The organism is Zongyangia sp., assembly GCF_965361945.1.
On record NZ_CBDTOK010000038.1, the window covers coordinates 1 to 14,312 of the forward strand.

8 protein-coding genes and 4 tRNA genes are annotated in these 14,312 nt (G+C 47.7%); 10 read left to right on the forward strand and 2 right to left on the reverse strand.

Annotation, left to right across the window (positions count from 1 at the left end; genetic code table 11):
- Positions 1-188: 188 nt before the first annotated feature.
- The 6 genes from ACZ25G_RS02360 (at position 189) to ACZ25G_RS02385 (ending at position 4,223) form a co-directional block, all read left to right on the forward strand.
- A complete protein-coding gene (locus tag ACZ25G_RS02360) occupies positions 189-2,462 on the forward strand; it encodes an ATP-dependent Clp protease ATP-binding subunit (RefSeq protein WP_463681412.1) in 2,274 nt (757 codons plus the stop codon).
- Positions 2,463-2,580: 118 nt separating this feature from the next.
- Positions 2,581-2,654: transfer RNA gene (locus tag ACZ25G_RS02365), tRNA-Gly, on the forward strand.
- 65 nt (positions 2,655-2,719) lie between these two features.
- A tRNA-Arg gene (locus ACZ25G_RS02370) sits at positions 2,720-2,796 on the forward strand.
- A gap of 4 nt (positions 2,797-2,800) precedes the next feature.
- A tRNA-His gene (locus ACZ25G_RS02375) sits at positions 2,801-2,877 on the forward strand.
- Between the two features lie 62 nt (positions 2,878-2,939).
- A tRNA-Gln gene (locus tag ACZ25G_RS02380) sits at positions 2,940-3,015 on the forward strand.
- Between the two features lie 434 nt (positions 3,016-3,449).
- Entirely contained in the window at positions 3,450-4,223 is a 774-nt protein-coding gene (locus tag ACZ25G_RS02385) for an AIM24 family protein (protein WP_342680429.1), read from the forward strand.
- A gap of 124 nt (positions 4,224-4,347) precedes the next feature.
- Here the strand turns inward: ACZ25G_RS02385 and ACZ25G_RS02390 are convergent, their stop codons facing one another.
- Together ACZ25G_RS02390 and ACZ25G_RS02395 are read right to left on the reverse strand one after the other, a co-directional pair.
- Positions 4,348-8,844: a GH32 C-terminal domain-containing protein gene (locus tag ACZ25G_RS02390; RefSeq protein ID WP_463681413.1), complete on the reverse strand. Its 4,497-nt coding sequence runs from the start codon at positions 8,842-8,844 to the stop codon at positions 4,348-4,350.
- Positions 8,845-9,219: 375 nt separating this feature from the next.
- Positions 9,220-9,849, reverse strand: a complete 630-nt coding sequence (locus tag ACZ25G_RS02395) for a GntR family transcriptional regulator (protein WP_463681414.1) — start codon at positions 9,847-9,849, stop codon at positions 9,220-9,222.
- A gap of 218 nt (positions 9,850-10,067) precedes the next feature.
- On the opposite strand from ACZ25G_RS02395, the gene ACZ25G_RS02400 reads away from it, so the two are divergent.
- The 4 genes from ACZ25G_RS02400 to ACZ25G_RS02415 all read left to right on the forward strand — a co-directional run.
- Positions 10,068-10,559 carry an L-2-amino-thiazoline-4-carboxylic acid hydrolase gene (locus ACZ25G_RS02400; protein WP_463681415.1) on the forward strand — a complete coding sequence of 164 codons (492 nt, stop codon included), beginning with the start codon at positions 10,068-10,070 and terminating at the stop codon, positions 10,557-10,559.
- A 249-nt stretch (positions 10,560-10,808) separates the two neighbouring features.
- The gene (locus ACZ25G_RS02405) at positions 10,809-11,867 is read left to right on the forward strand and encodes an L-cysteine desulfidase family protein (RefSeq protein ID WP_463681416.1); all 1,059 of its coding nucleotides are present in this window, start codon (positions 10,809-10,811) and stop codon (positions 11,865-11,867) included.
- 132 nt (positions 11,868-11,999) lie between these two features.
- Positions 12,000-13,076: a M24 family metallopeptidase gene (locus ACZ25G_RS02410; RefSeq protein WP_463681417.1), complete on the forward strand. Its 1,077-nt coding sequence runs from the start codon at positions 12,000-12,002 to the stop codon at positions 13,074-13,076.
- A 145-nt stretch (positions 13,077-13,221) separates the two neighbouring features.
- On the forward strand, positions 13,222-14,312 hold a 1,091-nt coding region (locus ACZ25G_RS02415), incomplete at its 3' end, for a hydantoinase/oxoprolinase family protein (protein WP_463681418.1).

Sequence of the window (14,312 nt, forward strand, 5' to 3'; positions counted from 1 at the left end):
CTGATTATAGCGGCCACAGCAGGAGGCTTTGCATACCTTAACAACGATATTATGGAGCAGACAGTATTATTAAGACGATTCCTGATCTAAAAATCAGAAAAATAGACGGCTCTGAAGCAAAACCGGGCGGGCTTCGGAGTTGATACCCTGGTAGGGAGAGAGCGCCTGGTGGAAGGTAGTGATGAACAATGTTATGTTCCAGATGTAAAAGAAGACCCGCAGTGGTGTTTATGACAAGGATGGAGGGTACTGAAACTATAAATGAGGGATTGTGCCTCAAATGTGCCAAAGAGCTTGGCATAAAACCAGTGGACGATATGATGAAACAGATGGGGATTACCGACGAAGAACTGGAGGATATGAGCAACCAGCTAATGGATATTATGGGAGACGAAGACAATGGTTTTGAGCCAGGCGGCTCCCAGACATTCCCCTTTTTGCAGAATCTTTTTGGAGACCAGGCGGCAAAACAGCCGGAAAATCCGGGGGCGCCGGGACGTCAAAATCCGGCTCAGCCCAATGGAAAAGCGGGGAAAAAAGAGAAAAAACGCAAATATTTGGACAATTACTGTGAGAATCTAACCCAAAAGGCCAAGGACGGCAAATTAGATCGGATCATCGGACGGGATCAGGAGATTTACCGGGTGGTGCAAATCCTCAACCGCCGGACCAAGAACAATCCCTGCCTGATCGGCGAGCCGGGCGTGGGAAAAACTGCCATTGCCGAGGGTATCGCCCTCCGCATTGCCCAGGGCAATGTGCCGGCAAAATTGGCTGATAAGGAGATCCATCTGCTGGATCTGACCGCTTTGGTAGCGGGAACCCAATTCCGGGGCCAGTTTGAGAGCAGGGTCAAGGGACTGGTAGATGAGGTGAAGGCCTGCGGCAACATTATCCTTTTTATTGATGAAGTTCATAACTTGGTAGGCGCCGGAGATTCAGAGGGTTCTATGAATGCGGCCAATATCCTGAAGCCTGCTCTTTCCCGGGGAGAGATCCAGGTCATCGGCGCCACCACCTTTAACGAATACCGCAAGTACATCGAAAAAGACAGCGCTTTGGAACGCCGCTTCCAGCCGGTGACTGTCAACGAACCCTCCATTGCCGATACCATTGAGGTGCTCAAAGGTGTCAAGGAGTATTATGAAAACTACCACCATGTCAAGGTGCCTGATTCCATTGTCCGCTCTGCGGCAGTGCTTTCAGAGCGGTACATCAACGACCGTTATCTGCCTGATAAGGCCATTGACCTGTTGGATGAAGCTTGTTCCTGCGCCTCTCTGGCCAGCAAGGATCTGGCGGAGTATGACGGCCTTTCCAGAAAGCTGGCGGATCTCATTGTCAAGCGGGAAGAGATCAACTCTGCTACCGACAGCGTGGACTACGAAAAATTGGCCGAAACCAAGGCGGACATCCTCCGGGTGGAAGCACGCCGGAACGAGCTGCAGGACAAGGTGGATGCCTTGACGGTAACCCAGGATGACCTGGCCAAGGTGATTGAGCTGTGGACGGGAATTCCCGCCAGCAAGATTCGGGAGAATGAACTGCGCCGTGTGGCGGGACTAGAAGAAGCCCTCAAAAAGAAGATCATCGGCCAAGACGAGGCTGTGGAACTGGTAGCTGCTGCAGTGCGGCGCTCTAGAGTGCAGATCAGTCCCCGTAGGAGGCCGGCCTCCTTTATCTTTGTAGGCCCCACGGGGGTGGGAAAGACAGAACTTGTCAAAGTACTCTCACGAGAGTTATTTGATACGGCAGACCCCTTGATTCGTCTGGATATGAGCGAGTTTATGGAGAAGCACTCCGTTTCTAGGATTGTGGGCTCTCCTCCCGGATATGTGGGATATGACGAGGCAGGACAGCTGACAGAGAAGGTCCGCCGCCGTCCCTATTCCGTAGTGCTGTTTGATGAAATCGAGAAAGCCCATCCCGATGTGCTCAACATCCTGCTCCAGATCCTGGATGAGGGAAGGATTACCGACGCCCATGGAAGAACGGTATCTTTCGAGAACACAGTGTTGGTTATGACCTCCAACGCCGGCAGCAACTTGAAGGAAAATGCGCTGGGATTTAATAAGCAGCAGGACGAGGTAGCAAAGGACCGGGTAATGAAGGCGCTGGGCGATTTCCTGCGGCCGGAATTTTTGGGCCGTGTAGACGAAATCGTTGTGTTTCGTCAGCTCAATGAACAGGATTTTCAGAAGATCGCGGCGCTGTTGCTGGATGAGTTCAAAGAGCCAATGAAGGAAAAGGGTATCGAATTTGGCTACGATGAGGCGGCCCTTGCGCTGATTGCCCAGAAGGCTTACGGACATAAGAGCGGCGCCCGGGATATCCGCCGGATCATCCGCAAGGAAGTGGAGGATAAGATTGCACTGCTGTTGGTGGAAAAGGGAGAAGACAATGTTTCCCAGATTATGAAGCTGACCGCAAAGGATGGGAAGTTTGAAATCCTCCAAGCGTAATGAAGAAAGAGCCGGATCGCAAGATCCGGCTTTTATTTTTCGTTTACCACTAGTTTTATATACAAAGCTATTGACAAAAGTATGTAAGGATGGTAAAATATAATCCGTCGCTAGATGAGCGGGTGTAGTTCAATGGTAGAATCCCAGCCTTCCAAGCTGGTCGCGTGGGTTCGATTCCCATCACCCGCTCCAAAATTTCCGTCACACAATAGATCGCGCTTCGGAAGATGTAATTGGGCGACGGGCATTTCAAAAATGCGCCAGTAGCTCAGCTGGATAGAGCAACTGCCTTCTAAGCAGTAGGCCAGGGGTTCGAGTCCCTTCTGGCGCGCCATGTGGTGGGTATAGCTCAGTTGGTTAGAGCGCCAGATTGTGGCTCTGGAGGTCGTGAGTTCGACTCTCATTACCCACCCCACTTTATAAATAAAAGGCGTAAGCCTTTTTTTTATATCATCATATCAATATTGATATGAATGTTGGGCTGTCGCCAAGCGGTAAGGCACCAGACTTTGACTCTGGCATCCCGTGGGTTCGAATCCCGCCAGCCCAGCCAAGAAAACCCCAATAAATCGCATGATGAAGCGGTTTATTGGGGTTTTCTATTTTGCCCAATTTTGAAAATAACGCTGTAATCGGGCCAATTACACCTCAAAAAGTCGTATAAGTGTCGTAGTAAGAATGAATCGAGCAGCCGGTTTATCTTAGCTGGAGGCTCTTCCGCGGGGCCTCTACATTGCATATTTAATAGACATGCATTCTCGCTATGACATTACGAAAGGAAATCTCAGTGGCATTTGCTGGCCTTTATAATGTAGGTCATTGTCGGTGGTAATATCAAAAGCGGAACTCCTTTACAAAGCTGCTTTCTTGATCATAAACTTTATATCTAGTAAATTTGGCGATAATATTTACACGATATATATTGAAAATTATAAGAAATGACGGTATTATAAAAATAATATGAGAAATTATAAAGGGAGGCAGCATATGTACCGGATTTCTAATTTTACAGATAACGATGATGTCAGAGTTATTGCCCAAGAGGGTGCGTTTCAAGTAATTGAATATCAGCGGGATTTGAGTGTTACTCCTAGCTCTGCGATCACCGCTTACTACAGCGCCCAGATGAATGTGAGGAAGAGGCAGTTGATTTGTAATTTGGCCGAAGCACCAGTTACAATCCAGGCGGGGGCCATGCAGTGGATGCTGGGAGATGTCAACGCTACTACAGGGATTAAAAGCGTGGGGGATTTTCTAGGCAAGGCTGTTCGGGGCAAAGCCACTGGCGAGTCGGCAATTAAACCGGAGTATACCGGAAACGGTATTCTGGTGCTGGAGCCCACCTACAAACATCTTATTCTTATGAGTACAGCAGAATGGGGTGGTGGCGTGGTTCTGGATGACGGACTGTTTTTGGCCTGTGAATCTACCCTGCAACACAAAGCGGTTATGCGCTCCAATTTTTCCTCTGCATTAGCCGGTGGAGAAGGTTTGTTTAATTTGAGCCTTAATGGGAATGGCGTGTTTTGTATTGAATCAGATTGTCCCAAAGATGAACTGATTGAGATCACGCTACAAAACGATGTATTAAAAATAGATGGCAACTACGCCATCGCCTGGAGCAGAAGTTTGGAGTTTACGGTGGAGAGGTCTGGAAAGAGCTTAATTGGTTCTGCCGCCTCTGGAGAAGGGCTTGTGAATGTATATAGGGGTACAGGAAAAGTGCTGATGATGCCCACTGCTAAGATGCCAAATGTTTAGTATGAAATAAAAAACAAAAATTATCTGCATTAAGTGTATTATGAATTGAAGAATAAAAAAACAGGAGCTTTTGATTCAAAGCTCCTGTTTTTTTATTTTGTTTTCACTAGGCTTTAACTAGGGATTATTTTTTCTTGCGGGAGAGAACCACTGCAACGCCAGCGCTCAGGGCCAGGACTGCCAGTGCTCCAGCGATCATGCTGTGATCTCCAGAAGACGGGTTCTCTTTGTCCCCGGAACCAGTTCCATTGGCGGAACCAGTTCCACTGCCTCCCGGCCAGTTCCAGTCATTGCCGCCTGCCTGTCCTTCATCAGATCCAGGTATGCTGGGCTTGTCGGTGCCAGGTGTGGGTTCTGGCTCTTCCGGATCCGGTGTGCCGCCGGCTGCTTCACGGGTTACCACGATGGTGTAGGTCTCTTCCCCTGCTACCACGGTGATGGCATTGGCGCCAACATCCAGGGCAATGTCCTCGGAGTAGGAGCCGGAAGCGACCTCCTTGCCGTTGACGGTAACAGCGGTATCGCCGGTGTAGGTGGGCATGACCTTAACAGAGGAGACAGAGTTTGCCACAGTGGCGGTGTAGTTCAGAGTATCCTTGTCAAAGGCGGGATCCAGGGTGCCATTGGAGAGCTCCAGATTGCTCAGCTCGGTGGGAATGGGAGTGTTAGAGGTAATAATGACATTGGCCTTAGCTTTGACATCTGTTCCCTGGATTGTACCAGTAACAGGATAGGTATCCGCTTTGTCAATATTCACATTACTGAGATCCCAGGTTACATCTACCTCTTTAGTGAGACCATCCTGCTGTTTGACGATAACCTTGTCCGGCAGCTGTGCCAGAATCTCATTCATAGGTGTTCCGCCAGGTACCGAGACATCGGCAATATCCGTGACGACCGAAGCAATGGGGGAGTCGGTGGTCACATAATAGTTTTGCACCTGTACGTCTGCCCAGTGCCCCAGAACACCCATTCGGCCACTTTGATAGGTGGGGCCATCAGGATCGGTTAAATCCTTGAAAATCTCGATGTCCTCCACGCTGATGGTAAACTTATTGTCTTTGCAATCAATCTTAACATGATAGGTTTTGCCCATCTCCATGGTGATACCGGCGTCGGCGAAAGAAACAGTGGCAATATCCCGATAGGGGAAACGGAAAAAACGAAATGCCTGCATACCAATATCATAGTTAAAGATATAGGCGCCTGCTGCTGCGGCATTGACATCTTGAGCGTACATCACAAGACCTAGAGCCGCAAACCCATGATTATTATTCAGAGTGACATCCGCTTCCAGAGAAAAATCACCGCTGATCTTCTGTTTTGCCACGGCTGCGTTGTCTCCGGAGGGGCAAACACCGGTATAGCCGCCCTCTTCATAGGTCCAGGTGCCAGCAGAAGTTTGCCAATCGGTAAGGTTGGTTTTAAACAGATGCTCAAGAGACTCTTTGACGGAGATAGTGATGCTCTTTTCCAAACCGCCTAAGGTGGTGACTGCACCAACTGTATAATCGCCTTCCTCTTTGGCTACCAAGGTAATGGAATTGGCATCCTGGCGGACGAGGGTAAGAGCTTCATCATAGCTCCAAGCAACGCTTTTATCCGCTACATTGTAGGGGAGTACATTGGCGTAAACAGTGAATTCTTTTCCAGGTTCTACCTGAGCGGGAGAGGTGCTCAGAGAGAGAAGGGTAGGCTTATCGGTGGGCTGAGATTGATCGTCACGATACATGGAACGCACATCATAGATGTTCATTTCCTTTACAGTGACATCGTCGCCTACAGTGTAAAACTCCATACCGATATTTTCAGCTTCAGTATAGTAGATGCCAGCAAAAACGGCTTCACCTTGGTTACCAAAGGCTTCGATCGTGGAGGTATCTACAATAATGCGCATGTTAATGGTGCCATCAGGGTTTTTCTTTAGGTCAAAGGAGTGGATTCCTGTCCGGCCTAAGCCTTCATTTGTCTTGGAGCGGTCCAGGATCATTTTTTGCTCGACCGCATCATATTTGACCACAAGTTCTCTGCCATTGCCCTGACGTAAACGGAATCCGAACTCTTCAGCATTGCCGGGATCAATGGTCGCCTCAATATCGTACTTTTGTCCGGCAATACCGGCGAGAATGTTGGCAGAATCTTCTTTGACTGTGGTGTCAGTGGTTGAGAAGATGGGAGAATCGGAGCGATAAGCTTCAAATTCCTCCACAGGATAAGAGGTCAAAAGATAGGAGTCTCCTGACTTTTTCAGCCCGATTTCCCAAGGCAAAGTTTGCTGGCCGGCCCAGATCCTGGTGGCTCCCGGATCATCTTGCAGCCAGCTCATAGCAACCCGCCGTCCTTTGGCGTCGTTAAAGAAGGTTTGGGTAGCATATACATCACTGCATGCGGTGTAGGGGATGGGGGCGGTTTCGGCCACGAATTCATATTTGCCCTGACTGTTTTTGACGAGGTCACCGATCACATAGAAGGTGCCGGCGCCGTTGTAGACCCACTTTGTTTCACCAGTTCCCTCCACCGTCGTGGGATAGAGATCAGTACAGTCGGCGTCTACTACGCTGCCGTCTTTATGGAACATCTGGCTTTGATACTCCCAATGGATCAAATCATCAGAGGCAAAGATGGAAGTTTGCTGGTTGCCGATACCGCCTACGGTCAAAATCCATTTGCCGTCATAGCGGATTACTTTTGGATCCCGCATACCACCGCCGTAAATACCGCCGGGATTGGGGATTACAGGGTTGTTTTCATATTTGATCAGCGTATATCCGCCATCCAGGGAATAGGCCAGGCTTTGCCCAAAACCATTGGTATTGGTATAGATATAGACAAGCCGGCTGTCCGGCGGTACCGATTCGTCAAAGAGTCCGGAAGTGTTCTCACGGTCCACAATACCACAACCGGAATAGATTTCACCCAGATCATCCGGCTCCATCACAATGCCGCAGTCCACCCAGTTGACCAGGTCTGTGGATACTGCATGTCCCCATTCTCTCTGCAGGTTGGACGGCCAGTTTGTCAGGCTGTCGGCATCGGGATCGATTTGGAAATACAGATGATACTCCCCAGTGTCCGCATTATAGAGCAGGCCGTTGGGGTCGTTCATAAAGCCTTGGTAGTTGGAAAAATGAAACTGCGGACGATAATCCTCTTGATATCCAGTTTCCCGGTCTACCAACCGGTAGACAGAGACGGTAATTGACGTTGTGTAACCCAGTTCCGGATTGGTAACCCCCACCGTAATCCGGTTCATGCCATTATGAAGAGCAATCGGTTCGGAGAAAATACCGTTTTGGACAGATTTTCCATCAACAGAAAGCTCTAATCCAGCATCGGCGGTTGGCTTAATCCGAATACTTTCGGTCGATGCAGGCACATTGGTTAGATAACGAGTACGTCCAGACTCAAATGGTTCTGTAAAGGTGAAGCCTTCCACCTCTATACCGGTGAGTTTTGGCACATTGGTAGAGGTGTAGAGCAGATGGTTAAAGGTAGCGTTGGCCAGATGTCCTACAACACCCAGCTGACCCCCGCTAAAGTTTTCATCCTTGTAGCTGAGAATCATCACACCATCTAGATAATACTGGATGAGTCCATCTGTTACAGACATTTGAAGATGAAAGGTCTCCTGGGATTTTTGTGCTTCTGTCAAGGTATAATTGTCGATAGCCCAGCCACCGTTTCCATTTTTAAACAGTTTAGCTACGCCGCCGGCACGATCCACATTCACACAGTACCAGCCAGTGTCGCTCCAAACGACCAGACCAGCAGCATTCTGTCCTTCACCGATAGGGAGGGTAATATCCCCATCATAGGTAAAGGAATCATCAGGGGAAACTGATGTTCCCGAGAGGAAAAATTGGTTCATAAGGCCAGCGTTTTGGCCTACCAGACCTTCGTCAGTGATGGACCAGGTGCCGGTAGCTTCCGGCCAGCCGGTCAGATTGCTATCAAATCCAGATGTTAGCTCCCCCTTGTTCAGAGACTGAAAAGTGGCATTGGAAAAATGCCCCACGACTCCTAGCTGCCCTCCCGATAGATTCGGGTCGGTATAGGAAGCTACCAAGGTACCGTCGAGATAATACCGTACCTGATGGTTGGAAACCTCCATCCGCAGATGGAAAGTGCTCTGTTCTTTCTGCTGGTTGGTCAGCGCCCGGTCAGGAGCGGCCCAAGCACCTTCACCTACCTTAAACAGACGGGCGACTCCGCCGGCGCGGTCCACATTCACACAGTACCAGCCGGAACTGCTCCAGACCACCAAGCCGGCAGCATTTTGTCCTTCTCCAGCTGGGAGGGTAATGTCGCCCTCATAAGAAAATGAATCGTCTCCGGTAACCTGGGTTCCAGAGAGAAAGAACTGGTCAGCAAGCGCTAGATTCTGACCGACCAACCCATCCTCCGTGATAGACCAGGTCCCTGTGGCCTCCGGCCATCCTGTCAAATTGCTGACAAGGCCGGTAGCTGCCGGAGCCGTTTGGAAATCTGACACGGGAGCATCTGGAATGTCAATTGCCGCAGCCATAGGCCCTATGGGCAGCATACTGATGACAAGCAGCAGGGCCGCCGTGGCTATAAGGCACCGTCTTGCCTTTCCCTTTTTTCGTAGAAATCCTTGCATCTCCTTCTCCTCCTTATGACGGTTTTCAATAGGGAAAATCCCATTTGATATGAGTATAACATTGCCGTAAAAATTAAACAATAGATAAGAAAATAGTTCAAAATACATAAAAATAAAGGACTGTACAAGCTGGTTGGTGATTTGTTCACTGATATGAGGATGAGAAAAGCGTTGATTTGACAAAAATTCTAAACCAGTTGTATATTTTGTTTTACGGTATGTCCAGCGGCTGCCCTATAAAAATTTTTAGGAATTTTTTGTAAAATTCGATTGTAATATAAACCCAGAATAACACGGAAGAGGTTACAATCCACCAATAGAAAAGGCCCGGAAGCTTGTCCTGGTGAGCTTCCGGGCCTTTTTCATATTCTTTACTTATTTTAACCTAAATTCATTCATATCATGATAAAGACAGGCAATGGCTTGCTCTTTGTCATCAGCTTTGATGTATTCTACGATTTTTTTATGCTGCGTGGTTTCGATGACAAAGGTGGTTTTGCGCCAGCGATCCCAATAAAACTGAGCAAAAGCCCTGGTTAAGGTAAGAATGGATGTCTTTAAAACGTCATAGATATAGCGGTTATTGCAACAGGAAATTAAGGCCAGATGGAATGCTGCGTTATTCTCCCATTGTACCAAGGCACTGAGTTCGCAGTTTTCAGGGAAGGAATTGGCAACCATCTCCAACTTGCGAATTTGCTCCGGTGTAAAGGTACCCCAGTATTTGTCCAGACATGCGCATTCCAGCATCTGCCTAAATTCTAAGATGTTCCGGACATCCTGGTCGTTTAAGCTGACGACCTCGTAGCCGTAGCGGGGAATACTACGGAGCACCTTCTCGTTACAAAGTGAAATTAGCGCCTCCCGGACGGGAGATTTGCTCACATTATATTTTTCTACCAGTTCTTTTTCACGGAGAATAGCACCGGGTGGATATACTCCTCTGAGAATATCTTGGAACAGTGATGAGTAAACCTGATCTTTTAGGCTTTTTTTGTCTTGCATATTCTTTCTCCTTGCTCATGTCGCTAGACCCTTTTTCACTATAGCAGATTTGAAGGATGGAATCAACAGAAAAGCAAAGTTATTACATCAAAATCAATAAAAAATATTTTTTTTTATTGAAAATTATAATAAAATATGAAAAAATATTGAATAAATTATGTTTAGCTGATATGATTAATATAATCTCAAAAAATATAATTTTAGATGGAGGGATGAACATGTCAAAAATTGTAAACAAGGAAACCTTGCACGCGGAGATGGTGGATAATAACCGTAAAGCATTGGAACATCGAGCTACCTGGATGGGACTCATTTACGACGAGGCAAAAAAGGCTGGCGCCGATGCGGAAGCGATTTGCCGAGCCGCCGTGAAACGTTGCGGGCTTTTTCATGGAGAAGGATACAAAGAGCAGTGCAATGGTTCCTTAGACTGCCGAGTATTCAAACAGATCTTTTTGCCGGAGATTGCCATCAAAACCTTTGAGATGGAAACGACCCAAACCGAAAAAGATGTGACAGTTACCTTCCATTACTGCCCCCTGGTTAGCGCATGGCAGAAGCTAGGATTTGACGATGAAACCTGTGAACTGCTTTGCGATATTGCTATGGATGGAGATCGAGGTATCGCTGAAGCAAATGGGCTAAAATTCGAGTTGGGAGATACCATTGCAAAGGGATGTCCTACCTGTAAGCTCCATTTGTCTAGGTAATATCCTACAAGATGTAGGATCACAAGAGATGGGAAGGTTTGTATGGACACTCCATTTTATCAAGCTTACATAGACATATTAAAAAGAGAATTGGTGCCTGCTCTGGGCTGTACCGAACCCATCGCAATTGCTTATGCCGCAGCTACGGCCCGTGCGGTTCTGGGAGACTTACCCTGTAAGCTTCTAGTCGAATGTAGTGGCAACATAATCAAAAATGTGAAAGGTGTTACTGTACCAAATTCTGGAGGCTTGAAGGGAATAAATGTAGCGGCTACTTTAGGAGTGGTAGGAGGAAACCCAGAAGAGAGACTGAACACTCTACAAAATGTTACCCCGGCAGATATTGAAAAAACCAAGAGATTGGTATCGGAGGGGTACTGTGAGTGTGCCTTAAAAGCGGAAGTAGAGAATCTTTATATTTTAGTCACAGCCTTTGGGGAAAATGAGACATATGCTAAGGTAGAAATCAGAGGAGAGCATACCCATATTACTCGGATAGAAAAGAATGGCCAGATTCTTTTGAAAACTGAGGTTAAGGAACAATCCTCTACCGATATGTCTTGTTTAAATGTGCGCGATATCCTAGATTTTGCGGAACACACGGATCTCACTGCTGTGAAAGACATACTGGAGAACCAGATTCAGCTTAACTCCGCTATTTCGGATGAGGGTATGAGACATCATTATGGCGCGGATGTGGGGAAAACCATTCTCCGCAACTACGGAGCGGACATCAAGACAAGAGCCAGAGCTCGAGCGGCTGCTGGCTCCGACGCCAGGATGAGCGGATGTGCCATGCCGGTGGTGATCAATTCCGGCAGCGGAAATCAAGGAATTGCCGTTTCTATGCCGGTTATTGAATACGCGAAAGAGTATGGAATGACAAGAGAAAAGCTATACCGGGCGCTGTTAGTGGCAAATCTAATTTCTCTACACCAGAAGCGCTATATTGGTAGCCTGTCTGCCTATTGTGGGGCTACCAGCGCAGCCTGTGGGGCCGCCTGTGGCATTGCCTTTCTAATGGACGCTACCTATGAGGAAATTTGTCAGACCATTGTTAACACCATCTGTAACATTGGTGGTATGGTCTGCGATGGGGCAAAACCATCCTGCGCAGCCAAAATTGCCTCGGCGGTAGACGCGGGGATCAACGCCTATCTCATGGCAAAAGATGGACTGGGCTTTTCTGAAGGTGAAGGCTTGGCAGAAGGAGATATTGAAAAAACCATTCAGAACCTGGGACGGGTAGGCAAGGAAGGAATGAAGGAAACGGATGAGGAGATCCTGAAGATTATGCTGGGGCATTAAGATGTTCATGGAGAAGATCTCCTCCGGACAAGAGAAATGCAGACCTCTCATGGTTCTGTTTTCTGTGGATCCCAATGGGGCGGACATTGGGGAACTGCCTGATTGATATCCCCAAATACAAGGAGGTTTTCTATGAATAAAAGCCGAATCCAGCGTCTTGTTATTCAGATGAAAAGATTTCATCTGAATAAATTAGTTGTTACATCTCCTACGACCATCCGCTATCTGACCAACGTTTCAATTTCACCCGGGCGGCGCCTTTTCGCTCTGGTTCTAGATGAACGGGGTAACACCATCTTTGTTTCCAACCGTATGTTTCCCCTTAAGGAAGACTGTGGAGCACAGATCCTCTGGTATTCCGATTGGGATGATGGAACGGAAAAGCTTGCCAATCTATTCAGTGATGGAGAAAATGTGGGGATCGATCATGATTTCTCAGCAGGATTTACATTCGCCCTTATGGCCCAAAAACCCAAAGTGCGTTTTTGTCCCGGCTCACCTGCTATTGATAGGGTCCGCATGATGAAGGAGCATGACGAAATTGAGTTGATGCGCCGGTCTTCCGCCATGAACGATGATTGTATGGAACATTTAATTGCCTACATTAGCGGCAATTTAAGTGAAAGAGAACTGGCTGACCGGCTCTATAGCTTGGGCCAAGAAATAGGATTTGACGACCATTCTGGCGGCGCTATTATTTCTTATGGACAAAATGCTATAGACGCTCATCATGGCCCTGATGAAAGCCGTTTAAAATCCGGAGATAGCATCGTTATGGATTTTGGTTTTAGTTATCGGGGATATCGATCCGACATGACTCGAACGGTGTTTTTCCAGAGTGCCTCTACAGCGCTAGAGAAAATTTACCAAACTGTATTAGAAGCACAATTGGCCGCTATCCAAGCAGTTCGTCCGGGAGTGCCTTTTCATTTTATTGATCAGGTTGCTCGTGACATTATTTGCCGCGCTGGTTATGGGGAATATTTTCCCCATCGGGTGGGACATGGTATCGGGCTAGATGTTCATGAGCCGCCTTATGTGGTGGGCGGTAACGAAATGACATTGGAATCCGGTATGATATTTTCCATTGAACCAGGTATCTATCAGCCTGAGGTGGGCGGTGTTCGAATTGAGGATCTGATTCTTGTTACGGAAGATGGTTTTGAAAACCTCAACCACTATACAAAACAGCTACAGATTATCAAATAGACTGTCCGCTAAAAAGTCCCATAAGTGCTGTGCTTTCTCGATCTAGCTTAGGGTATGGGTAGCCTATGGCGGGAACTATTGCGATAACGACTACCCAATTAGCTGTGCATTTTTACACAAAACCAATTTAAAGGAGGAAAGCGTTATGTCCTATCGTTTGTCTGCTGATATTGGTGGAACTTTTACGGATGTAGTTTGTATTAATGATGAGACTGGCGAATACACAACGACAAAAGTTCTCACAACTCCGGAAAAGCTCACCAATGGCATTATGCAAGGCTTTGACGAGGTAATCGGAAAAAAATACCAACAGGTGAAGAATATCGTTCATGGTACGACATCGGGACTCAATGCGGTCATCGAGAGGAAAGGCGCCAAGTGTGCTATTATCACCACCCGAGGCTTTGGAGATGTCCTGGAGATTGGACGGGGAAACCGGCCCGATATGTATAATAACCGTTATCAGCGTCCAAAACCGTTGGTGTCCCGTGGAGATATCTATGAGGTAGACGAAAGAGTTTCTGCTGACGGTTCCGTCAAGTTGCCATTACAGACCGATTCTTTGAAAGAAATTTTTGACCAGATCCAAGGAAATTATGAGTCTATTGCTGTCTGTTTTATCAACAGTTACCTCAACCCGGAAAATGAGGAAAAAGCGGCAGAATGGCTCAAAGAACGGTTGGGAAACGAGGTTATGGTCATTACTTCCTCTGAAACGGCCCGGGAATGGCGGGAGTATGAGAGAACTAGTACAACGGTTCTCAATGCCTATGTATCGCCCATCACCAAAAGCCATCTGGTAGCGCTCAATGAGGAGTTGAGAAAACGTGATTTCCAGGGGAACCTATACATCATGCAGTCTAATGGCGGTGTCATGAAAGATGAAATTGCGGCGGATAAAGCAGTACAGATTCTCATGTCCGGACCAGTAGGCGGCGCTATCGGAGGAACAGTCTGTGGCAGAAAAAATGTTATCGGCGTGGATATGGGAGGAACTAGCTTTGATGTAAGCCTCATCGTGGATGGACAGACTGAGATTACCGTAGAATCCAATGTGGAAGGGTTCCCAGCGCTGGTTCCTACCGTCAATATTTTCAGCATTGGCGCCGGTGGTGGCTCCATCGCCTGGGAGGAAGGCGGCGGCATGCGCGTTGGTCCTCAAAGTGCCGGGGCCAAACCTGGGCCAGCATGCTATGGGCAGGGTGGAACACAGCCCACCATTACCGATGCCAATCT